The sequence below is a fragment of the Mesorhizobium sp. NPDC059025 genome (assembly GCF_042739655.1).
In the GTDB taxonomy this organism is placed as follows: Bacteria; Pseudomonadota; Alphaproteobacteria; order Rhizobiales; family Rhizobiaceae; genus Mesorhizobium.
Window position 1 is genome coordinate 795,617 of record NZ_JBHYIM010000001.1, and the last position, 21,593, is coordinate 817,209.

19 protein-coding genes and 1 pseudogene are annotated in these 21,593 nt (G+C 61.1%); 7 read left to right on the top strand and 13 right to left on the bottom strand.

Annotated features, from left to right (window positions below; translation table 11 throughout):
* Positions 1-139: 139 nt before the first annotated feature.
* The 3 genes from ACFWYE_RS03810 to ACFWYE_RS03820 all read left to right on the top strand — a co-directional run bounded on the left by ACFWYE_RS03810 (position 140) and on the right by ACFWYE_RS03820 (position 3,771).
* Positions 140-991, top strand: a complete 852-nt coding sequence (locus tag ACFWYE_RS03810; RefSeq protein WP_379109643.1) for an alpha/beta hydrolase — start codon at positions 140-142, stop codon at positions 989-991.
* Positions 992-1,044: 53 nt separating this feature from the next.
* A complete protein-coding gene (locus ACFWYE_RS03815) occupies positions 1,045-2,619 on the top strand; it encodes an ABC transporter substrate-binding protein (RefSeq protein ID WP_379109645.1) in 1,575 nt (524 codons plus the stop codon).
* Between the two features lie 93 nt (positions 2,620-2,712).
* Positions 2,713-3,771 (top strand): C45 family autoproteolytic acyltransferase/hydolase, encoded by a 1,059-nt coding sequence (locus ACFWYE_RS03820; RefSeq protein ID WP_379109647.1) that lies wholly within the window; start codon positions 2,713-2,715, stop codon positions 3,769-3,771.
* Between the two features lie 82 nt (positions 3,772-3,853).
* Here the strand turns inward: ACFWYE_RS03820 and ACFWYE_RS03825 are convergent, their stop codons facing one another.
* The 4 genes from ACFWYE_RS03825 to ACFWYE_RS03840 are packed head-to-tail and all read right to left on the bottom strand — an operon-like array spanning position 3,854 to position 8,466.
* On the bottom strand, positions 3,854-5,479 hold the full coding sequence (locus ACFWYE_RS03825; RefSeq protein WP_379109649.1) for a dipeptide ABC transporter ATP-binding protein: 1,626 nt from the start codon (positions 5,477-5,479) through the stop codon (positions 3,854-3,856).
* Between the two features lie 40 nt (positions 5,480-5,519).
* Positions 5,520-6,347, bottom strand: coding sequence for an ABC transporter permease (locus ACFWYE_RS03830; protein WP_379109651.1), 828 nt, complete (start codon positions 6,345-6,347; stop codon positions 5,520-5,522).
* Positions 6,344-7,285, bottom strand: a complete 942-nt coding sequence (locus ACFWYE_RS03835; protein WP_379109653.1) for an ABC transporter permease — start codon at positions 7,283-7,285, stop codon at positions 6,344-6,346. The genes ACFWYE_RS03830 and ACFWYE_RS03835 overlap by 4 nt, the downstream gene beginning before the upstream one ends.
* Positions 7,282-8,466: a C45 family autoproteolytic acyltransferase/hydolase gene (locus ACFWYE_RS03840; RefSeq protein ID WP_379071079.1), complete on the bottom strand. Its 1,185-nt coding sequence runs from the start codon at positions 8,464-8,466 to the stop codon at positions 7,282-7,284. The genes ACFWYE_RS03835 and ACFWYE_RS03840 overlap by 4 nt, the downstream gene beginning before the upstream one ends.
* Before the next feature lie 134 nt (positions 8,467-8,600).
* On the opposite strand from ACFWYE_RS03840, the gene ACFWYE_RS03845 reads away from it, so the two are divergent.
* Positions 8,601-9,509 (top strand): FCD domain-containing protein, encoded by a 909-nt coding sequence (locus ACFWYE_RS03845; protein ID WP_379109654.1) that lies wholly within the window; start codon positions 8,601-8,603, stop codon positions 9,507-9,509.
* A gap of 53 nt (positions 9,510-9,562) precedes the next feature.
* Here the strand turns inward: ACFWYE_RS03845 and ACFWYE_RS03850 are convergent, their stop codons facing one another.
* Complete coding sequence (locus ACFWYE_RS03850; RefSeq protein WP_379109655.1) at positions 9,563-10,426, bottom strand: hemin ABC transporter substrate-binding protein; 864 nt, start codon at positions 10,424-10,426, stop codon at positions 9,563-9,565.
* A gap of 267 nt (positions 10,427-10,693) precedes the next feature.
* On the opposite strand from ACFWYE_RS03850, the gene ACFWYE_RS03855 reads away from it, so the two are divergent.
* Both ACFWYE_RS03855 and ACFWYE_RS03860 read left to right on the top strand, forming a co-directional pair.
* Entirely contained in the window at positions 10,694-12,787 is a 2,094-nt protein-coding gene (locus tag ACFWYE_RS03855) for a TonB-dependent hemoglobin/transferrin/lactoferrin family receptor (protein WP_379109657.1), read from the top strand.
* Between the two features lie 32 nt (positions 12,788-12,819).
* The gene (locus ACFWYE_RS03860) at positions 12,820-13,896 is read left to right on the top strand and encodes a DUF2218 domain-containing protein (protein WP_379109659.1); all 1,077 of its coding nucleotides are present in this window, start codon (positions 12,820-12,822) and stop codon (positions 13,894-13,896) included.
* 1 nt (position 13,897) lies between these two features.
* On the opposite strand, the gene ACFWYE_RS03865 is transcribed toward ACFWYE_RS03860, so the two are convergent.
* On the bottom strand, positions 13,898-14,404 hold the full coding sequence (locus ACFWYE_RS03865) for a hypothetical protein (protein WP_379109661.1): 507 nt from the start codon (positions 14,402-14,404) through the stop codon (positions 13,898-13,900).
* A 22-nt stretch (positions 14,405-14,426) separates the two neighbouring features.
* On the opposite strand from ACFWYE_RS03865, the gene ACFWYE_RS03870 reads away from it, so the two are divergent.
* The gene (locus tag ACFWYE_RS03870) at positions 14,427-14,675 is read left to right on the top strand and encodes a hypothetical protein (protein WP_379109663.1); all 249 of its coding nucleotides are present in this window, start codon (positions 14,427-14,429) and stop codon (positions 14,673-14,675) included.
* 92 nt (positions 14,676-14,767) lie between these two features.
* Here the strand turns inward: ACFWYE_RS03870 and ACFWYE_RS03875 are convergent.
* The 7 genes and pseudogenes from ACFWYE_RS03875 to ACFWYE_RS03905 all read right to left on the bottom strand — a co-directional run bounded on the left by ACFWYE_RS03875 (position 14,768) and on the right by ACFWYE_RS03905 (position 21,590).
* Positions 14,768-15,261 (bottom strand): annotated as a pseudogene (locus ACFWYE_RS03875) (glutathione peroxidase).
* A 13-nt stretch (positions 15,262-15,274) separates the two neighbouring features.
* The gene (locus ACFWYE_RS03880; RefSeq protein WP_379109665.1) at positions 15,275-16,087 is read right to left on the bottom strand and encodes an MBL fold metallo-hydrolase; all 813 of its coding nucleotides are present in this window, start codon (positions 16,085-16,087) and stop codon (positions 15,275-15,277) included.
* 5 nt (positions 16,088-16,092) lie between these two features.
* Positions 16,093-16,887, bottom strand: coding sequence for a TatD family hydrolase (locus ACFWYE_RS03885; RefSeq protein WP_379109667.1), 795 nt, complete (start codon positions 16,885-16,887; stop codon positions 16,093-16,095).
* Complete coding sequence (metG, locus tag ACFWYE_RS03890; protein WP_379109669.1) at positions 16,887-18,440, bottom strand: methionine--tRNA ligase; 1,554 nt, start codon at positions 18,438-18,440, stop codon at positions 16,887-16,889. Before metG ends, ACFWYE_RS03885 begins: the two co-directional genes overlap by 1 nt.
* 97 nt (positions 18,441-18,537) lie before the next feature.
* Positions 18,538-19,593: a DNA polymerase III subunit delta' gene (locus ACFWYE_RS03895; RefSeq protein ID WP_379109671.1), complete on the bottom strand. Its 1,056-nt coding sequence runs from the start codon at positions 19,591-19,593 to the stop codon at positions 18,538-18,540.
* A complete protein-coding gene (tmk, locus tag ACFWYE_RS03900) occupies positions 19,590-20,264 on the bottom strand; it encodes a dTMP kinase (protein WP_379109673.1) in 675 nt (224 codons plus the stop codon). Before tmk ends, ACFWYE_RS03895 begins: the two co-directional genes overlap by 4 nt.
* A gap of 153 nt (positions 20,265-20,417) precedes the next feature.
* A complete protein-coding gene (locus ACFWYE_RS03905) occupies positions 20,418-21,590 on the bottom strand; it encodes a D-alanyl-D-alanine carboxypeptidase family protein (RefSeq protein WP_379109675.1) in 1,173 nt (390 codons plus the stop codon).
* Between the last annotated feature and the right edge of the window lie 3 nt (positions 21,591-21,593).

Genomic DNA, 21,593 nt, shown 5'->3' on the forward strand with positions numbered 1-21,593 from the left:
CCTGGTCCGGGTCCGAGTCCTGATGTTGATGGATGCAAAGTGCGACATTGGTCGCAAAATTCTCGATAAATATGCTTTTCAGTTAAACAAAATCATGAAATAGTCATCATTAACAAAAAGGGTTTCGACGGAGGGTGATATGCGAAACGTCCAGGGGCATGGCAAGAAGCTCTCTTATTACGACTTCGGCCATACGACCGTTTACGCTTCGCGTTACGACCAGCGCTTCGCCTACTGCGCTTATGTGCCGAACGACTATGAAGAGGATGGCGACAAGACCTATCCGCTTGCCGTGATCGTGCACGGCACCGAGCGCGGCATGGAGGCCTATCGCAACGCTTTCGCTGATTTCGCCGAAGCCAACGGCGTCATCGTGCTGGCGCCATTGTTTCCGACCAGCATCTGTTTCCCGGGCGACCTTTCATCCTACAAGATGCTGCGCCACGGCGACCTGCACTACGACGCGGTCATGCTCGACATGATCGAGGAGATGCGCGAGCGCTATCGTATCCGTGGCGAGCGCGTGATGATGTATGGTTTCTCGGGCGGCGGGCATTTCACCCACCGCTTCCTGTTCCTGCATCCGGAGCGGCTGCTTGCTGCCTCGATCGGTGCCCCGGGCGTGGTGACGCTGCTCGACTTCGACAATGATTTCTGGGTCGGCGTGCGCGATTTCGAGAAGGTCTTCGGCAGGAAGATCAACCTCGATGCGATGCGCAAGGTCGCCGTGCAGATGGTGATCGGCGGAGACGATCTGCAGACCTGGGAGATCACCATCACCAAGGATGACGCCTGGTGGATGCCGGGAGCCGACCTTGCCGGCGCCACCCGAAATGATCGCATGCGCGCGTTGAAGGCGAGCTTCGAGAAGCATGGCATCGCGGTCCAGCACGACATCGTGCCGGGCATCACGCATGACGACGAGCACCTCGTGCCCAAGGTCAAGGAATTCTTCGCCCGGACGCTGAAGCAGACTTCGGCGTCCAGCTAGGAACGAACACAATTCGTCAGCTGGAGAACAAAAGAATGGGAACAGCTTTGTTAATGGGAAGACGGGAAGTCCTCAAGGCGATGGCGGCCACGCTGATGGTCAGCGTTGCCTTGCCTGCGATGGCAGAGGAGGCGCCAAGGAAGGGTGGAACGCTCAACGTCCGCCTGAATGCCGATATTCGCGCCACCAACGGCATCCAGCGTGATGCCAACACCGATACGGTTATGCATCAGATCTTCGAAACCCTCGTCGGCTATCGCACCGACCTGTCGATCGGGCCGGTGCTGGCCGAAAGCTGGAAAGTGTCCGAGGACGGCAAGGCCTATACCTTCACGCTGCGTGAGGGGGCCGTCTACCACAATGGCGACAAGGTCATCGCCGCCGACGTGAAATGGAATTGGGAGCGCCGGATGGACCCGGCCAACGAATGGCTGTTCGTCACCAGCTTCGATGGCACCCAGGGTCTCAAGGTCGAATCCGTCGAGGCGATCGACGAGCGTACGGTCACCTTCAAGCTGAATGCGCCCAACGCGCTCTTTCTGCCGTTGCTGGCCGGCGTTCAGGCCAATGTCTGGGTCGCCAGCCCGAAGAATGTCGGTGCCGACGGCAAATGGATCGATGGTTCCGCCATTGGCAGCGGACCGTTCAAGCTGAAGGAATGGGTCAAGGCACAATATATCGCACTGGATCGCTTTGACGGCTACAAACCGATCGCCGAAAAGCCAAGCGGCTTTGCCGGCAGCCGCGAGGCCTATGTCGATCACGTTCGCTTCACGGTCATTCCTGATACATCCGCTGCCGAGACCGCGCTTTTTGCCGGCGAAATCGACATCCTGCCCAATTTCGAAACGACACGGCTCGATGAAGCCAAGTCTCACGGCATGAACGTGGTTTCGTCGCCAGGATTGTCGTGGACAGCGATCCTGATGCAGACCACGGATCCGTTGCTGTCCAATCCGAAGATGCGGCAGGCAATGGCGCATGCGGTGGACATTTCGCAGATCGCTACGGCCCGCACGAATGGCCTGGCCCAGGCCGATCCTTCGGCGGTGGCGCCGGCGAGTGCCTTCTTCGACGACAGCTTTGCATCGCTGTGGCCGCAATACGATCCCGAAAAGGCCAAGGCGCTGGCCGCGGAGGCTGGCTACAAGGGCGAAAAGCTGAAGATCCAGACCAACACGCGTTACCAGGGCATGTACGAGAACTCGGTTCTGCTGCAAGCCATGCTGACGGCTGTCGGGTTCAATGCGGAACTGGAAGTGCTCGACTGGGCGACCCAGCTCGACAACTATCTCGCCGGCAAGTTCCAGCTGCAATCGTTCGGCTATTCCGCCCGCTTCGACCCGTCGCTGATGTACAGCACGATCATGGGTGACAAGAAGACCGACCCGACCGCGCAGTGGGACAGCCCGAAGGCCTGGGATCTTTACCTCAAATCGGTGGCCACGGATAAGTTCGACGAACGCAAGGCCGTGTTCAAACAGCTGCATGCCCTGATGGCCGAAGAGGTACCGATGCTTGGCCTCTATTTCGAACCGTCGGTGGAGGCTGTCTCGCCGAAGGTGAAGGGCTATGCCGCCTGGCCGGCCGAGAACACGCGCACCTGGGGCGTGTGGAAGTCAGAATAGGTTGTCCCGACATCAGACGATCAGATCGGGGGCTCTTTGCCCCCGATCCCGTTTCAAGGAGCAGGTCCGGAATACGGGCAAAGGAGGAAGATCATGCGCACGGAAAGTCTGCCAATTGTCGATTGTGCCGGGGATGCGCGACGACGCGGCCAGGCGCATGGCGAGGCGCTGCGCAGCGCGATCCTTGCCAAGGTCGAACGCTGGCGGGGGGCGATCGGTGAAGCCTATGGAGTGCCGGCTTCATTGTTCCTGCCGCGGTTCCTGGAGGCGACGGATTTCCGTGGAGCGATCATGGCCCATGCGCCAGATCTTGCCGATGAAGTTGTCGGCATCGGCGAAGGCGCTGGATTGCCCGAAGAAACCGCCTATGCGCTGCAGTTGATGGATGAAGAATGGTGGTGGGGCCGTTCGAATGCCGCTCACTGCAGCAGCCTGGCGGTGGCGCCTGCCGATGGCAGGCCCACGCTGGTCGCTCAGACAATGGACCTGCCACGCTGGCATGATGGCGCCCAGGCGCTGCTGAAGATCGAGGATGCAGGCCAGAAAAGCCTCGTTTTCACCTCCGCGGGAATGATCGGACTGATGGGTGTTTCCGGCCGAGGGCTCGGCATCTGCGTCAACACGCTGAGCCAGCTCGCCGTCAATCCACGCGGCCTGCCGGTGGCGTTTGTGATGCGGGGCGCGCTTGCACAGGGTACGGTCGCGTCTGCCGCGGAGTTTTTGGGCCAGGTGCCGCACGCCTCCGGCCAGAACTACCAGTTGGGTGACCGCAGCGAGGCACGCACCTTCGAATGTTCGGCGGGCGGGGTTGTCCCGGTGTCGTTTTCGAATGGCTGTTCGCCGCACACCAACCATCCGTTGGTCAGCAGGGATGGGCGTGATGCGACCGCACGCATGGAAGGCAGCGAGGATTCCCGCGGCCGGCTGCAAAGCCTGCGAACGGATATCGCCATCTTGCCCGACGTGGCCGCCGTAAAGGCAAGTCTTGCGGCACGGCGGACTGGCGGCATCGTCTCGATAACGCCGCAAAGTGCGGCATTGACCGCTCCGATGACGATCGGCTCGGTGGTCTATTCGTTCGGCGAAGACGTCGAGCTTTCCGTCTGTGCCGGTCCGCCAAGCCATGAAAGCTGGCGCGAGATCGCTGTGTGACAAGGCCGCTCGACGCAACCAGCCGGCGAGTGGTGGCTGGTTGCGTCGAGGCTGCAGCCGTTGCCGGTTTGAAAGTCGGGTGTCAGAGCGCCATCACTTGTCTGGTTGGATCGTTCTCGGCGAAACGGCGGTCGATCAGCATCGCCGCCTCCAGCAGCTGGCGGGTGTAAGGATGTCGCGGCCGGTCGATGACATCGTCGCGCTCGCCGATCTCGACGATGCGTCCATCCTGCATGACCGCGATACGGTCGGCAACCTGCTCGACCGCACCGAGATCGTGCGAAACGAACAGGCAGGCGAAGTTGTGCCGGGCCTGCAATTCGCGGATCAGCAGCAGGATCTGCTTCTGCACGGTCATGTCGAGCGCCGAAACCGGTTCGTCAGCGACAACGAAAGCAGGGCGTCCGACAATGGCGCGGGCAATCGCCACACGCTGGCGCTGGCCTCCCGACAACTGGTGCGGAAAGCGGCGACCGAAATCCGGCGACAGTCCAACCTCTGAAAACACCTCTTCGACCCGTTTCTCGCGCTCGGCGGCATTCATCGATCTGGCGAGTTTCAATGGCTCCGCGATGATATCGGCAATTCGCTGGCGCGGATCGAGTGAGGAGTAGGGATCCTGGAAGACGATCTGCATCTCGCGATGCCGCTCCTGGCGATTCGCCTGCTCACGCCCTTCGGCGCCGAGAAAGGCGATCTGACCCGATGTCGGCCTGACCAGGCCGACAATGGCGCGACCGAGCGTGGTCTTCCCGGATCCGGACGCGCCGACCAGCGCCAGCGTCTCACCGCTTCGGACTGTGAGATCGACACCGTGCACGGCGCGCTTGGCTTCGGTCCTGGAAAAGAGCCGGTTGCGACCGGGATAGTCGATGACGACGTTGCTGACCTCTACCACCGGTTTGCCACGACTGCCGCCACGCATGCCGCCGGCACTGCGCCGCGGCAGCGCGTCAAGCAGGCGGCGCGTGTAATCGTGCTTCGGTGCGTGCAGCACTTCCGAGCTCGGACCGCTTTCGATCGCCTTGCCTTCGCTCATCACGATGACGTTGGGGATGTAGTGGGAAACCATGCCGAGGTCGTGGCTGATCAGGAGGACCGCGGTGCCGTTGGCCTGGGTGAGCTCCACCATCAGGTCCAGAACGTCGCGCTGCACCAGCGTGTCCAGCGCCGTGGTTGGCTCGTCGGCGATAAGCAGTCGTGGCTTCAAAAGCATGACAGAGGCCAGCATGATGCGCTGGCGCATGCCGCCGGAGAATTCGTGCGGATAGGCGGCCAGGCACTTTGCCGGTTCCTTGATCCGGATGCGCTCCAGCATTGCCAGCGATCGATCACGGATTTCGGCCTTGCCGAGCTTGTGATGCAATCGCAGGCCTTCGGCCATCTGCTCACCGATGGTGATTGCCGGATTGAGCGAGACCATCGGCTCCTGGAAAACCATTCCGATCTCCGCGCCGCGTATCTTGCGCAGGGTTCTCGGTTCGATGCGGGTGATGTCGTTGTCCTTGAACAGGACACGGCTCTCCGCAGCCGTTACCAGGGGTTGTGGCAACAGGCCGAGGATGGAACGAGCCGCCATCGTCTTGCCGGAACCGGATTCCCCGACGATGGCGATCATGTCGCCGGAAGCCAGGTCGAAATTCAGCGCATCGACGATCCGCTTGCCGTCTTGGCCTATGGTGATGGTCAGGTCGCGTACCGAAAGCATCGGATGTCTCACAAAGCTGGTGCCGTCCATCGTCGTGACCTCAGAGCTTGGGATCGAGCCAGTCGCGAACCGCATCACCCAGCATGTTGATGCCGAGCAGCGTGATCGAGATGCAAAGCCCCGGCAGCACGATGAGGTGCGGCGCCTGGCCGATATAGGGGCGGGCGGTCGACAGCATGCTGCCCCAGCTCGGCGCAGGCGGCGGAACGCCGAGGCCGAGGAAGGAGAGCGCGCTTTCCGAAAGGATCACCCAGCCGAACATCGTCGTCGCCAGCACGATGATCGGCGCCACGCAATTGGGGAGCACGTGGCGAGCCATGGTGATGAATTCGCTGTTGCCCATGACACGCGAGGCTTCGACATATTCGCGCTCGCGGATGGACAGGACGGCCGCGCGCACGACGCGTACGACGATCGGCATGTAGGCAAGCCCCAGCGCGAGCACGATGCCGTCTCGGCTCGCCCCGATCACGGCCATGATGCCGAGCGCGAGCAGCAGGCCGGGGAAGGCGAGAAAGGCATCGTTGATCATCATCAGGATGCGGTCGGTCCAACCGCGCAGGAAGCCGGCCGCGACGCCGAATACCGTTCCGGTGACCAGTGCGAAAAGCACTGTCGCGAAGGCGATCCAGGCGCTGGTGCGGGCCCCATACACCAGCCGGCTCAGGACATCACGGCCGAATTCATCGGCGCCAAGCAGGTGTCGCGCCGAAGGACCTGCAAGCCGCGATGGCAGGTCGAGTTTCAGTGGATCGTAGCCGACCAGCCATGGCCCGGCTATGGCCCCAACCAGAAGAAGAGTGGTCACCGTGATGCCGAAGACGGCGTTGAACTTCAAACGGGATTGTCCAAGGGCCAACGCGATCATGCTGCAACCCTTGGGTCGAGGAGGGGATAAAGCAGGTCGACGACCAGATTGACGACGACGTAGATCGCGGCAACGAACAGCATCGTGCCCTGAACCACCGGATAGTCGCGGGCATAGATGGCATCGACCAGCAGGCGCCCAAGGCCTGGCAAGGTGAACACCGTTTCGATGACGGCTATGCCGCCGAGCAGGCTGCCGAGCACGAAGCCTATCAGCGTCAGGGTCGGTGCGAAGGCATTCTTGAAGGCATGGCGCCACATGACTGCCGACTCGGAAAGTCCCTTGGCGCGCGCGTGGGTGATGTATTCCAGTCGCGCCACCTCTATGGTGCTGGCGCGCGCCATGCGAGCGATCGGCCCAGCCTCGCTCAACACAAGCGTCGTCACCGGCAGGACGATGTAGACAAGCGCCGGCCAGAAACCCTGGCTGAAAGGAACATAACCGATCACCGGCAACCAACCGAGGTGGAGGCCGAAGGCAAGCAGCAGCATGAGGCCGAGCCAGAAACTCGGGATCGACAGGAGAATGGTTGCGACCGCGATGACGCCGACATCGCCCAGGCTGTTCTGGCGCCAAGCCGCCAGCATGCCTGCTGGAACGGCGATCAAGGCAGCGATGAAGACGCCGACAAGCACGATGGTGGCTGAAACGGAAAAGGCGTTCAGCATGAGCGGCAGAACGTCCTGTCCAGTGCTGATCGACCTGCCGAAGTCGCCGGTCAGCACATTGCCGATCCAGATCAGATATTGAGCAACGACTGGCTTGTCCAAACCCATCTGGACACGCATGGCTTCAACCTGGCCAGGCTTGGCGAGGTCTCCAAGCATCAAGGCGGCAGGGTCTCCGGGGATGAAGCGGAGCAGGCCAAAGACAGCGATCGATACCAGGATCAACGTTGGTATCGCGCTGGCGATACGGGTGAGGATAAAGCGGGTCATCTTTCTCCCACTGCGCGGGCAACGGTTTCACGGTGGCCGGCCCCGCTGCGTTCGACGCGGGCAAGCACGGCTTCATCCATGGCGAGATCGTAGCGGGTGAAGTCGCGGCATTCGGCCGGCAGCGGCGCGATCTCCATGACGCCGGCAGCCGGTTCGAAGATGATCATCGCGACCGTCGCGGAGATGTTGCCGCCTTCCTTCCTGATCGGCGGTCGGCAGACGCTGAGCGGCCATGCGAACTCATCGAAGAGAGCCTCCTTGAGATCGGCCACGGTAATGCTGCCCTGGCTCCTCAACAGCCGGCGCTTTACGCGATAGTCCCGGTAGAAGCTGTCTGGAACGTCTTTAAGCCCGGTTTCCCTGAGCTTGGACAATGCAACCGGACTCTGCCAGTGGTTGGCATGCACGATGAGATCTCTGTCGGGATAGATGGAGAAGGCTTCGTCAGGAGCGCATTCGAGGTCGACGGCAAAACCTTCCGCAGTGGACAGGATCATGTTGTTGGAGCCGGACTTCGGCGTGATCGCCACGACGCGCACGGCGTCCGCGAAGTGTGCGGCTTCCAATGCCCGGCGCCTGATGAAAGGCAGGGGAATTCCGATTTCGCGGTAATCGCGATCCGATTCCAGATAGTTGGCGGTAATGCCGATGCCGGCCGCATTGAAGCCACTGCGGGCCAGGCCACCGGCTTCAGTGAAGGTGATCAGATCCGGGCCGTCGTCGCGCTTGATGCGCAGCACGATGGATGTTTCGGCGCATTCTGCCCGCCAGTCCCAGTTCTGGCCGTGGATCAACCTGCCGTCGCGTGTTGCGTCAGGCAGGATCACAGCACCGGTGCAGCCATCCGGCTCGTCGTCGGTTATGCCTTTTTCGCGCCGCGCCAACTGCAGCACTTCCGTGCGGGCGTTGACCATGAGGATCGATGTCAGGTCGACATTGGCGCCGGCGGCGATGCCCTCCATCTCTTCCACGAGATCGGGGGCCCATTCCCGCAGACGAGGGAGGAAGATCCCGGAGAACCGGCTGATCTCTTCGCGTGCAAAGCCAAACTTCTCCAACTGCGAAGCATAGAGCGAAATCGACAGGCCGATGCGCGCCCGGGCCTGCTCGCCATAGGCTTTCCCGCGCTCGGACGGAGTTCCGCTGACGTCGATGAGTGGGAAGGGTGGAACGACTGTCATGCGGCTACCTCGAAAGCAATGATTGTCGATCATAATGCATTTTGATTACATGAAAAGCACTATTTTTGACAAATCACCCTCTTCGTAATGTCTCGTGACCTGACTATAATGCTGCAAGCCAATCAGGAGGGCGCATGGATCGACATGATGAGGAGAGCGACCGTGGCGAGGCCGCAAGCCCGCTGCAGATCGATCTGGCGCGGCGCATCCTCGATCGCATCCGCGATTCCGGCTGGGGCGTTGGAACCCGTGTCTCCGTGCCGGATCTCGCACGCACCTTTGGTGTCTCCCGCTCGCCGATCAGCGGCGCTCTGGAACTCCTGGTCTCCAAAGGTATCCTGGCGCCATTGGAAACCCGTGGATTACAGGTCGCGCTCGACGTGACTGGTCTCGACACGGCGGAGGTGCTGCCCAGTTCCCCGCTCGAGGAACTCTACCGACGTATGATGCGCGAGCGTGCGCTTGGAGATCTGCCGCAGGAGGTGTCGGAAGCCGAACTGATACCGCGTTACGGCGTTTCGCGCGGCATCATCCGCAAGCTCCTGCTGCGTTTCGCGGCCGAGGGCCTGGTGCAGCGTTTGCCAGGGCACGGCTGGCGTTTCGCGGATTCGCTGGTCGGCGAGGATGCCTACCGCGAGAGCTATGAGTTCCGTGCTGCTGTGGAATGCGCAGCTTTGCGTTCACCGGGTTTCCATGCCGACCCGCAGGTGCTGATGCCGGTGCGGCGGGCGCATGAGCGCGTGCTGAGCGATCCTGGCAGCATCAGCGGCGACGAGTGGTTTCGCATCAACGCGTCGTTTCACCAGGGGCTGGCGATCTGCTCGGGCAACCGCTTCCTGGCCGATGCGGTCCGCCAGCAGAACAATCTGCGCCGCATGCAGGAATCGGCCGGTTTCGACGAGCTTCCGTCCGAGCGGATCGAGCAGTCCTGCCGGGAGCACCTCGCTATACTCGACGCCATAGATGCTGGCGAGATGGAATGGGCCGAGGCACTGCTGCGGCAACACCTGAGACAGGCGTCGGAATTCGCAACGCTGTCGTAGTGTATCTAGCCAGCACTCGCGACCTTCGAACCCGACTGCCGGCAGGGTATTTGTCAGTTCCCGACGGCGATATCCGGGTACAAGGCCTTGGCCAGGTCGCGTATGGCATCAGCGGTGCGTGGGCCGAAACCAATCATGTAGGCGCCATCGAGCACGAGAAGCGCCTTGGTCTTCGCGGCAGGGGTTGCGGCCAGTGCCGGGACGGCAAACACTTCGCTCGCTGTCGGTCCGCCTTTGCCGTCGCCCATCATCAGGATGACGTCGGGCGCGAGCTCGATCAGTTTCTCCTCCGACGCGGCCTTATAGCCAACGACTTCCGCCATTGGATTGACGCCGCCGGCATAGCGGATGATGGCATCGGCAGCGGTACCGGAACCTGCAGCGGTCAGGCGTACGAGGCCGTGGAAAAACACCACCTTCCTGCGTTTTTCCGTCGGGATGCTGGAGGTAAGCTTCGCAGCGACGTCGAATGTCTCGATCACCTGATGAGACAGGTTCGCGCCCGGTTGCTTCAGATCGAGCGCTGCGGCGACAAGCTCGATCTTGCGCAGGATTCCGTCGCGGGAGTTATCCTCCGGAACATAAACGATAGGGATCGTCAGGGACGACAACACGTCGACGGCTTCCGCTGGCCCGATGTCTTCCGCTGCGATGATCAGATCCGGATCGAGGGCTGCTACGCCTTCGACGGAGAGCTTGCGCCTGTAGCCGACATTCGGTTTGTCGGCAGCGGCTTGCGGATATTTGCTGCCTCTGTCGACAGCGACGATGCGATCTCCGGAGTCGAGCGCATAGACGATCTCCGTGATGTCGGACCCAAGTGTGAGAATCCGCTTTGCTGGGCCTGTTTCGACCTGGCGCCCGCGCGCATCGACCACTTCAGCCGCTTCCGCATTCGAGCAGGAGGAAAATGCCATCAGGAAAGAGATTGCCAGGGTTGCGAGGCATCTGGTCCACCAAAAACCCACGACGTTACCCGGATACAGGCCTGTGGCCATGGCGTCAGTCCTCGATTTGGCAGGGGTTCATTTTCTGTTTGAAGCCTATACGAATAAAGTTGACTAATGTCATCAAGTTTAAATATCTAACCGCTGCTGTCGCCGAGCGGCAGCGCATTCAAAACTGCCAGCCGCGCCCATCGGGTACCGCCAGCCATGCATTTCATGAGCGGGGGCTCGATCCGAATGAGACTGACAAACAAGACGACGTGGCTGGCGGGAACGGCACTTCCAATCCTGTGTTGTACCGTGATGGCTTTGCCCGCCAACGCCCAGGATGCTCAGCCGACAGCCAGGGCAGCCAAGACCAAGAAGCTCAATCCCACGGAAGCGCAGCAATCGACGATGCTCGATCGCATCACCATCACCGCCACCATGGTGAAAGGGGCCGTCGTCGACGCGTTGGCGGCAATCAGCGCCGTCGACAGCACGGAACTCGAGCGCATACAGCCCGACACCGCCGCGGATATATTCCGGGCCACGCCCGGCGTTGCCGCGTCGATGAACGGGGACGATCCGGCTACGGCAATCAACATTCGCGGCCTGGAGCAGTATGGCCGGGTCGTTGTGACCCTTGACGGTGCCAGACAGGATTACTGGCGTGTCGGCCACGGCTCCGGCTCGTTCTATGTGGAACCGGAGCTGATCAAGGAGGCGACCGTCATTCGTGGACCAAGCTCCAATGCTTACGGCTCTGGGGGCATCGGCGGCGTGGTTTCCTTCGATACAAAGGATGCAAGCGATTTCCTCATCGCGGAGGAGCGGTGGGCGCTTAGCGAGAAGCTCGGCTATGAAAGCAATGGCAGGGGCTTCACGACCAGCACGACCGGTGCGTACCGGTTCAGCGAGGATGCCGACGTCATCGGCAACCTCGTCTACAGAAATCGCCATGCCTACAAGGACGGCGACGGCAGCGAGGTCCCCTGGACCGGCGAAAAGGTGACAAGCGGCTACTTCAAGACCACCCTGCGCCCGGCAGACGGCCATGAGCTCAAGCTTGGCCTGATCCTGCAGAACTACAATGATTTCATCACCGGTTCGAGCGGCTCAACGTCGCCGACGCTGAGCCGCTACGATGCCGACACGGTGAACCAGACCTATACGGCAGCCTATACGTTCCGGCCCGAGGACAACCGGCTGATCGACTTCAGCGCCAATCTCTATCACAACCGGACCAAGGCAGATCAGGCGCAGGTCTGGCCGAAATCGGCAATCGGCCAGTCGCGCTACTACGACGTCGCAACGACCGGGTTCAATCTCAAGAACTCCTCGCGTTTCGAGGCGTTCGAGTTCGCTCACACCGTCACCTATGGCGTGGACTACTACTACCTGACAGGGGATTCTGATGCCGCGCATTTCGGCGCCGGCAAGCAGCAGGGTTACGGTGGTTTCGTGCAGTGGCAAGGAGACTACAACAACTGGCTGCAGGTCATCACCGCGCTGCGCTACGATGGCTATACGCTCGACGGACAAACCAGAACCAAGCCACCAGTTGACGCGTCGGTCTCCGGCGACCGCTGGTCGCCGCGCGTGACCGTTGGCATCACTCCGGTAGAGGGGTTCCAGTTCTACGGAACCTATGCCGAAGGCTATAGGGCACCGGGACTGCAGGACGTCTATCGCGGCGGTGGCGCGCATGGTTCCGGTGACAGCTACATACCTAATCTGTTGCTGCAGCCGGAAACCGCAAGGAGCTGGGAGGCCGGCGTCAATCTCAAATACAACGACGTGCTGATGGCCGGCGATCTGGTTCGCGGCAAGGTCAATCTGTTTCACACCGATGTCGAGGACTACATCGACGTCGATCTGACCAAGACACTCAGAACCGCCATCAACATCGGCAATGCGCGTCTCAAGGGTGTCGAAGCCGAGATGGTCTATGACTATGGCGTTGGCTTCATAAATCTTTCCGGCGCGCTGATCGACGCCAAGATCGTCGACGGTGTCTATGCCGGCCAGACCCTGAACAACACGCCACTCGACCGCTTCGCGGCAACCATCGGCTTCCGTGCCCTTGAGGACAAGCTGACCTTCGGCGCGCAATTCCTCAGCATCGGCGAGATCACCCGGACCAGCAGGTCAAGGCCGAAGGATCCATCGGTCGTCGACCCCGGCTTCAACCTGGTGAACGCTTTTGCGAATTGGCAGATCAACGACCACACCCGGCTGGATTTCGGCGTCGATAATGTCTTCAACACGTCGTACACGGACCGCAAAGTTCATGGTCGACCACGGCTGCGACCGAGCAAGGGAAGGGAAGGACCTTCAAGATTGCACTGACCGGCCGCATCGGCGGCTGAGGAGGGGAGATGATGAACGTCCTGAACTGCGAAGCGCGCCTGCAACTGCCGAACCTTGAGCGATATCTCCATCTCATCACCGACAGGGTGATGAGTTTCGACGCCAGAATGTTCCGGAATGACGAAAGGCTCGACTTCCGCTTCGCCTTTGGCGAAGCGGCATTTGAGATGAAACCCGATGTGCTGGTCTTGCGCGCCGGTGCTGGCGATCGCGATGGACTTGCGCGCATCAAGGATATTCTCGCCACCGCTGTGGAGATCTATGCCAAGGAGGACGAACCCGAGGTCGTCTGGATCGGCGACCTTGCCGGAGACACACGGCCTGCACAGTTCCGTGAAATGACGGTCATCCACGTTGCCGATCTGACTCCGCATATGCGACGCATTCGGCTCGCGGGTGAGGATCTCGTCCGTTTTGGCAAGTTCCAGGGCATGCACATTCGCATTCTGTTTCCGACGGCAAGCGTTCCGGATCCGGTTTGGCCGAGCCTCGGCGCCAACGGATTGCCGGTGTGGCCCTCGGACGACCGACGACCGACGGCTCGCGTCTACACGATCCGCGCGCTTGATCTGCAGGCCGGGCACATCGATGTCGACTTCCTGATCCATGACGGGGAAAGCGTCGGCTCGGCATGGGCCATCCGGGCGAGGGCAGGTCACAAGGTCGGCATCATGGGGCCTGTCGGGCGCCCCGTGCGGCCGGCCGATTGGTACGTGCTCGGAGCGGATGAAACGGGATTGCCGGCGATTGGCCGGTTGCTGGAGACGTTGCCGCCGCAGACCAGGGGCATCGCCTTCGTCGAAATCGCCGACAGAAACGAAAGGCAACAGATCAACAACGTCACCCAGATCGAACTGCACTGGCTGGAGCGGGACGGCAGGGCGGCGGGAACGGACGGGCGCCTGGCTGAGCAGATTTTGTCGGCGCGATGGCCCGGGCAGGGCACTGCCTTTGGCTGGTTCGCGGCGGAGGCGGAAGCCGCCAAGCTCGTTCGCAGCACCTGGCGCGATCAGATGGGGCTCGGCCGCGACCAGACCATCGCCACCGCTTATTGGCGTCGCGGGCAGGCGGGGCTGATGGCGGGGTGAGTTATCGATGACATCCTTCGTCGCCGGCTTCGGCGAAGGATTTAGCCGCGACGTCATATCGATAGCCAATTGTCTGTGTGCTACAGGCGTCCTCGTATCGCGTGCAGGCTTCCATCGAAACGCATAGACCGCTCTGAGCGCCCCAGACCTTGGCCGGCGGCTTGTCATAGATACCATCGTAGATCGTCTGTGTTCGATCGCCGCGGTCGTGCCAGGTCGCCGTAATCTCAGAACGAAAGTGATCGTAGCCGGCGCTGCTGTATCCGATCGTGTACCGGACAGTTCCGATGCCGGAAACGTTGGCCGTACCGGATGCCAGATTTTCCCAAATCTCTTCCGCGTAAGCAACCTCTGCAGTGAATGCGAAAACGCATAAAAGATAGGCCCACAGGGTCGAGAAACGAGGGTATGAGAATCCTGAAAAATTCAACGGGAACAACTCTCTACCGCCATCTTCTGTCAATTTAAGTCGGCCGACGTTTTTTAGGTGACAGGTGACTTGACCCAACAAGTCAGTCTATTCCGGCAGCATGAAGACCCTCGGAAAGCTGATCCTATCAGCCGTATTGGCACTTTTCTGCAGCCTGATCGTCGCGGGACTTTTTCTGCCCGTCTACGGCATTTTCGAGGGTGGTACGCACAATTGCCTGAACGTTGGCATCGGAGATTGTGTTTCCATCATTCCTCTGAGCGCGCTGATCTACGGGCCGTTGTTTGCCATTGCCGGTGTTCTGGTCGGCACGCCCATCCTTTTGCTGATCCTGTCATGGCGTGACTGATACGCAGAGGCAAGCGACACATCGTTCGGAGCCCCATATGAAAGTCGCATAAGATAGATTATGGAACTGGCGCGTTGAGCAAGGGGCGCCAGTCAGGCGGTTCGTGCAAGCTCTTTCGCTATCGCCGCAACAAGCCGTGGATCGTCCGGCGTCACATCCGGAGCAAAGCGCGCCGCGATCTTGCCGTCACGGCCAAGAAGAAACTTCTCGAAGTTCCAGAGGATCTCGCCGTTCCCACCAACTGGGATGCCTCGGGCCTGCAGCATCTCACGCATCGGCCCATCGCCTATCGTCTCGGGAGATGATGCAATCAGTTGCCTGTACAGCGATCGTAAGTGCTGGTGCAGAACGCGACGATCTCAGCATCGGATCCAGGTTCCTGGCCCTTGAAATCATTGGCTGGAAACGCCGCTATGACCAGGCCCGCGTCGCGATTTTCCCGATAGAGTTTCTCCAGGCCTTCATACTGCCGGGTCAGCCCGCACTTCGAAGCGACATTGACCACGAGAATGACCTTGCCGCTGTAATCGCTCAGCGTGGTCTCAAGTCCGTCGGCACGTTTCACCGGAATATCAAGCAGTTCCACTGGATCGCTCCATTCATGGATATGGGATTTCGATGATCATTCCGTCGAAGGCCGGATCGACATTGTCCGGCGTTTCAGCTTGCACGGCCGTGTAGTCCAACGGGACATGCATATGCGTCAGCACGGCTCGTTTCGGCGCGAGCCGTTCGATCCACGACAACGCTTCGCTGAGCGAGAAATGGCTCGGATGCGTTCTGTATTGCAGAGCATCGATGATCAGGACGTCGAGATCCTTGAGGCGGGCGGCCGTCGGCACCGGAAAGTCGGACACGTCCGGACAATAAGCCAGTTGGCCGAGGCGGAAGGCCAGCGAGACGATGTCGCCATGCACCTGCGGCAATGGTTCGAAGGTGAGGGCGCCCCCCTCTCCTTCCACCATGAATGGCCGATGATGCTCGATCAGATGCGGCTGCAAGATCGGCGGATAAGAGCTTCCGGGCGGCGTCTCGAAACAATAGCCGAAGCCCTGTTTCAGCCGTTCCATCGTTGGTCCATCGGCATGGATATCCATCAGGCGATCCCGGCCGATCACAAAAGTGCGCAGGTCGTCGATGCCATGGATATGATCAGCATGCGCATGCGTATAGACCACGCCATCGATATGCTTGACGGACGCCAGCAGCATCTGAGCGCGAAAATCCGGTCCGGTATCGATGGCGACCGTGGTCCTGGCGCCATTGGCCTTGATACGCTCGACCAGGGCCGCGGCGCGCATGCGGCGGTTCCTGGGATCGGCAGGATCACAATTGCCCCAGTCACCATTCAGGCGCGGGACGCCAGGCGACGAACCGCAGCCGAGAATGGTGAGGCGGAGCCGGTCGGCCACGGCGCTCAGTTGCCTTGCTGCGTCAGGCGCGGCATTTTCGAGAACAGGCGGAAGAAGTTGTCGGTGGTGATCCGGGCAATTTCGTCCCGGCTCACGCCGATCGTTTCCGCCAGGACCCTTGCGGTTTCAGCGACATAAGCCGGTTCGTTGCGTTGGCCGCGATGCGGTACCGGAGCAAGGTAGGGCGCGTCTGTTTCCACCAGCAGCCGGTCGTGTGGCACGTCCTTCGCTATGTCCCGCAACTCGGCAGAGTTCTTGAAGGTCAGGATGCCGGAGAAAGAGACATAGCCCCCCAGTTCCACGCCAACCTCGGCCAGCCGCCGGCCTGAGGAGAAGCAATGCAGGATGAAAGGGAAGGCGCCCTTCCCTGTCTCGTCGCGCAGGATCGCGATCATGTCGTCGTCGGCATTGCGTGCGTGAATGACCAGCGGCAGTCCGGTTTGGCGCGCGGCTGCGATATGTGTACGCAGGCCTTGAGCCTGCGCATCGCGCGGCGCCTTGTCGTAAAAATAGTCGAGGCCGGCCTCGCCGATCGCGACCACCTTCGGGTGCTCGGCCAGTCGAACAAGATCCTCCGTCGTGATGTCGAGCTCCTCGGCGGCATTGTGCGGATGCGTGCCGACGGAGCAGAACACTTCCTTGAAAGACTCTGCAATTTCAATGATCTGCTGGAACCGCTTCACGCGTGTCGATATCGTGACCATACGCCCGACACCAGCCGCCAAAGCGCGGGCGACGATGGCCGCCCGCTCCTCGGCAAAATCCGGAAAATCCAGATGGCAATGGCTGTCGACAAGCATCAGGCTGTCGCTTCCGGCGCTGGTTCGACGTAACGCGGAAACACGGGCTGCGGCGCTGGAAGCGGCGTGCCCGGCACCAGCGCAAATGCGTCCGCCAGATGCTCGAAATCGCGCTTGTCATCAGCCACGGCCAGCGTATCGAGCAGCTTCGCGGCGGAGCCCGGGATATAGGGCTGGCACAGGATGGCGACGCGCCGGATGATCTCCGCCGTCGTCCACAGCACCGTTTCCATGCGCGCGGGGTCGGTCTTCTTCAGCGCCCAGGGTTCCTGTGCGGCGAAGTAGCGGTTGGCATCCGCGACGACCGCGAAGATCGCAGCCAGTGCCTGATGGATGGCCTGCTCGGTCATCGCCTTGCGCGCTGTCGCCAGCGCTGCGGTTGCCTGCTCGAGCATCGCCTTGTCGGCCTCGGCAAGCGTGCCGCGCTGGGGCACCACGCCATTGCAGTTCTTCGCGATCATCGACAGCGAACGCTGCGCCAGATTGCCGAGATCGTTGGCGAGGTCGGCATTGGTGCGGTTGACGATCGCCTCGTGGCTGTAGCTGCCGTCCTGGCCGAACGGCACCTCGCGCAGGAAGAAATAACGGACCTGGTCGAGGCCATAGTGATCGACCATCGTAAACGGGTCGATGACGTTGCCGACCGATTTCGACATCTTCTCGCCGCGGTTGAACAGGAAGCCGTGTGCGAATACGCGCTTCGGCAATTCGATGCCCGCTGACATCAGGAAGGCCGGCCAATAGACGGCGTGGAAGCGCACGATGTCCTTGCCGATGATGTGCGTTGCCGGCCAGTAGCTCCACGAAGGAGACTGGGTGTCCGGGTAGCCGGCTGCGGTGATGTAGTTGGTGAGCGCATCCACCCAGACATACATGACGTGTTTTTCGTCACCCGGGACCGGGATGCCCCAGTCGAAGGTGGTGCGTGAGATCGACAGGTCCTTCAGGCCCGATTTGACGAAGGAAGCCACCTCGTTGCGTCGTTCGGATGGACCGACGAAGTCGGGCTGGTTTTCATAGAGCTCCAGCAGCTTGTCCTGGTAGGCCGAGAGCCGGAAGAAGTAGCTTTCCTCCTCGACCCATTCCACAGGTGTGCCCTGTGGGCCATAACGGACATTGTCGGCGCGGACCTCGGTTTCCTCCTCGCCGTAATAGGCCTCGTCGCGCACCGAATACCAGCCGGCGTAGCCACCCTTGTAGATGTCGCCATTGGCCTCCATCGCCTTCCAGATGGCCTGGGAGGACGCATGATGGCGCTGTTCCGTCGTGCGGATGAAATCATCGTTCGACGCATTGAGCGCCTGTGCCATGCGCCGGAACTCGGCAGCATTGCGGTCAGCCAGTTCGCGCGGCGTGATTCCTTCCTTCTTGGCCGTCTGCAGCATCTTGATGCCGTGCTCATCCGTACCGGTCAGGAAGAACACGTCCTTGCCGTCGAGCCGCTGGAAGCGGGCAAGTGAATCCGTTGCGAGCAGTTCGTAGGCATGACCTATATGCGGCTTGCCGTTCGGATAGGAAATCGCAGTGGTGATGTAGAATTTCTCACGGGACATTGTGGGCCGTCATGAATGTCTGAATGGAAGAATGTGTGAACGGATATCGGGGCGTGGATATCGCATCGGCATGGCGAAAGCCATCCCGGGAGGGCCGTCACATTCGCATCGCAGAATTCAGTCGGTCGATCATCGTGAGTGCGTGTTGCTTCTTGTCGAGATTGTAGGTCTCGGTCTCAGATATAGCGCGCTGCGCATCTTGCCAAGTGTCGGACAAGAGTTTGGCACGCCTCAGATCCCCGACGATCGCAGAAGAGCTTGCCGCCGCGGACAGCAATTCGAGAGCGTGGCGGTTGAAGGTTTCGAACGGGATGGCCTGATCCCGACCTGCTACCGTCTCTGCCAGCTTGTAGGCGCCGGCGAGGTCCACCCGACCGGCCGAGACCAGCTTTTCGAGCGCTGCCGCAATTTCCAGGCCGCCATATTGCGTCAGCAGAACAGCGGCCCGCGCGCTGCCCCCTGCCCGCTCGGCAAGTGCTGCACGTTGGGCGGCGTCATCCGGTGTGCTCTGGCCGATTGCGTCCAACACCGTCATCAGGTCGCGCTCAGCAAGCGGCGCGAGCCTCAGCACCTGACAGCGCGAGCGGATGGTCGGCAGCAGGCTGCCCGGCGCATGCACGATGAGCACGAAGATCGTACGTGCGGGCGGCTCTTCAAGATTTTTCAACAACGCATTGGCAGCATTGGTATTCATGTCGTCAGCGGGATCGACGATCACCACCCTGTAGCCGCCATCGTGCGACGTCATTGACAGGAACTGTCCGACCTTGCGGATCTCGTCTACGGTAACCACACTTTTGAATGCCTTGGTGCGATCATTCATCGGCCGTGTGAGATGCAGGACGGAAGGATGCGCGCCCATCGCGATCTGCCGGTAGAGCCCCGATGCGGGATCAGGAACAACCAGGGTTTCCGGCGCCAGATTGCCGTTCGGGTTTTTCAGCAGATGATACGCGAGGTGGAAGGCAAGCGTAGCCTTGCCGATGCCTGCCGGCCCGCACAGCATCAGCGCATGTGGGAGCTTGCCCGCCTTGTAGGCTGCGGCCAAAGTTGTGGTGACGTCCGCATGTCCGATCAGGCGCGGGTTCTCGGCGGGCTCCGGAACCTCATCCAAAGTGTCGTGCTGTTCGGGCGCCAGCCGCTCGAAACTCATGCCGGCGCCCTGTGACTGGTTTTGGTCGGCCTGGACTTCTCCAGCATCGCGAACACGGCATCCGTGACCGCATGTTCGACCGTGTTGGCGTCTCCGGAAGCGTCGATGACCACGCAGCGCTTGGCTTCCGCCCTGGCAATGGCCAGGTAAGCATCGCGGCGCTGTTGATGAATGGCCAGCGTCTCCTTCTCGAAGCGGTCGGGCGTTTCGCCGGGGTTGCGGCGGGCTGTTGCGCGGCGCAGCCCCTCTTCCGGATCGATGTCGAGGATCAAGGTGAGGTTCGGCACCATGCCATTGATGGCCACGCGCTGCAGGGTATCGATGAACGCCGGGTCGAGGCCGCCGGTGGCACCCTGATAGACACGCGAGGAATCAATGAAGCGATCGCAAAGCACGACCGCGCCGCGCTCTACAGCAGGTCGGATCACCTGTTCGACATGATCGGAGCGCGCCGCGGCGAACAACAGTGCCTCCATCTTCGGTCCGAAGGGTTCAGCCGCGCCGGACAGCAGAACATGCCGAATGGCCTCGGCCCCTGGCGAGCCGCCAGGCTCCCGGGTCACCAGGACATCATATTTCTTGCCGCGCAGCCGCTCGGCCAGCCGCTTGATCTGCGTCGACTTGCCGGCACCTTCGCCGCCTTCGAAAGTGATGAAAGATCCGTTCGCCAAACGCTGCGCCTCGGTTGTGGCCCCGACATCAAACATAGGTGTCCAACGCCGCTGCGGCGAGAGGACTAGATCGTTTCCGTTTTCAAGGAAACGCTCTAACTTCTTGTTTTATCCAATTCCAGACGGAAACCGTTACACTTTCCTGGGATTGCTCTAGCGCAGCCAGCCGACCGCCAGCTCCTTGACCGCATCGGCCGCGCGGCGCGGCAGTGAGCCGACTTCCACCGTTTCGGCCGCGAACACCGGGGTTTCCTGGCTCAACGTGTCGCCGATCCAGACGCGCAGCGTGCCGACAGGCTGGCCGACCTCGACAGGCGCCGGTAACGGGCCGTTGTAGACAATGCGCGCGGTGACCTTGTCGCGATTGGAGATCGGCAGGACAAGGTCGATCGCTCCCTTGGCTTTCAGCGCCACGCCGGATTTGACCCCCCCGAACACTGCTGCTTCGCCAACAACTTCATCCTTGGCGAACACTTCGGTCTTTTCGAAGGAACGTAAGCCCCAATCCAGCAACTTGCGGACCTCCTCCGAGCGCTCCCGGTCATTGGCCAGGCCGCTCATGGCAGCAATCACCCGCTTGCCACCCTGGTTGAGCGCGCCGACAATGGCAAAACCATCCTGCTCACTGGCACCGACCGCCAGTCCCTCGGCACCGGCATCCATCGCCAGCAAAGGATTGCGGTTGCGCTGGGTGATCTTGTTCCAGGTGAAATCCTTGAGCGCGAAATAGGGATAGAATTGCGGATATTCGCGCGACAGGCGCAACGCCAGCAGCGCCATCTCGCGCACTGTCGTCTTCTGACCTTCCGCCGGCAGCCCGGTGGCGTTGACGAAGGTCGAGATCGGCAATCCGATCTGACGCGCGCGCTCGTTCATTTGAAGAGCGAAATTTCCTTCCGAGCCGGCAAATCCTTCGGCGATGATGATGCAACCGTCATTGGCGGCCTGCACGGCGATGCCCTTCATCAGGTCTTCGAGCCGGATCGCCGACTTGAGCGCGGCGAACATGGTCGAGGTGCCCGAGGGCGCGCCGCCCCTGCGCCACGCGTTTTCGCTGACCACGAAAGTGTCGTTAAGCGTCATGCGGCCGCTCTTCACGGCATTGAAGGCCATTTCAAGTGTCATCAGCTTGGCGAGCGACGCTGGCTGGATCGGTTTGTCGGCCTGCTTGGAGAACAGCACCGTGCCGGTCTCAGCGTCGATCATATATGCGGTCGCCGCCTTGGTTTCGAAAAGCTGTGCGGCCGCCGGCAATGCCGACAGCGCCAGGAGGGCAAGGCCAAGCAGGCCGGCCAAAGAAGAGCAAAAGCGGGATTTGGCAATCATAAT

Bases quoted from the DNA above. Each gene is read 5' to 3' on its own strand.
- ACFWYE_RS03845 (WP_379109654.1), top strand. From the start codon at position 8,601: ATGGATCGACATGATGAGGAGAGCGACCGTGGCGAGGCCGCAAGCCCG.
- ACFWYE_RS03895 (WP_379109671.1), bottom strand. From the start codon at position 19,593: ATGAGTTTCGAGCGGCTGGCGCCCGAACAGCACGACACTTTGGATGAG.
- ACFWYE_RS03820 (WP_379109647.1), top strand. From the start codon at position 2,713: ATGCGCACGGAAAGTCTGCCAATTGTCGATTGTGCCGGGGATGCGCGA.
- ACFWYE_RS03885 (WP_379109667.1), bottom strand. From the start codon at position 16,887: ATGCTTGTCGACAGCCATTGCCATCTGGATTTTCCGGATTTTGCCGAG.
- ACFWYE_RS03850 (WP_379109655.1), bottom strand. From the start codon at position 10,426: ATGGCATTTTCCTCCTGCTCGAATGCGGAAGCGGCTGAAGTGGTCGAT.
- ACFWYE_RS03810 (WP_379109643.1), top strand. From the start codon at position 140: ATGCGAAACGTCCAGGGGCATGGCAAGAAGCTCTCTTATTACGACTTC.
- ACFWYE_RS03825 (WP_379109649.1), bottom strand. From the start codon at position 5,479: ATGCTTTCGGTACGCGACCTGACCATCACCATAGGCCAAGACGGCAAG.
- ACFWYE_RS03905 (WP_379109675.1), bottom strand. From the start codon at position 21,590: ATGATTGCCAAATCCCGCTTTTGCTCTTCTTTGGCCGGCCTGCTTGGC.
- ACFWYE_RS03830 (WP_379109651.1), bottom strand. From the start codon at position 6,347: ATGATCGCGTTGGCCCTTGGACAATCCCGTTTGAAGTTCAACGCCGTC.
- ACFWYE_RS03860 (WP_379109659.1), top strand. From the start codon at position 12,820: ATGAACGTCCTGAACTGCGAAGCGCGCCTGCAACTGCCGAACCTTGAG.
- metG (WP_379109669.1), bottom strand. From the start codon at position 18,440: ATGTCCCGTGAGAAATTCTACATCACCACTGCGATTTCCTATCCGAAC.
- ACFWYE_RS03815 (WP_379109645.1), top strand. From the start codon at position 1,045: ATGGGAAGACGGGAAGTCCTCAAGGCGATGGCGGCCACGCTGATGGTC.
- ACFWYE_RS03840 (WP_379071079.1), bottom strand. From the start codon at position 8,466: ATGACAGTCGTTCCACCCTTCCCACTCATCGACGTCAGCGGAACTCCG.
- ACFWYE_RS03835 (WP_379109653.1), bottom strand. From the start codon at position 7,285: ATGACCCGCTTTATCCTCACCCGTATCGCCAGCGCGATACCAACGTTG.
- ACFWYE_RS03870 (WP_379109663.1), top strand. From the start codon at position 14,427: ATGAAGACCCTCGGAAAGCTGATCCTATCAGCCGTATTGGCACTTTTC.
- ACFWYE_RS03855 (WP_379109657.1), top strand. From the start codon at position 10,694: ATGAGACTGACAAACAAGACGACGTGGCTGGCGGGAACGGCACTTCCA.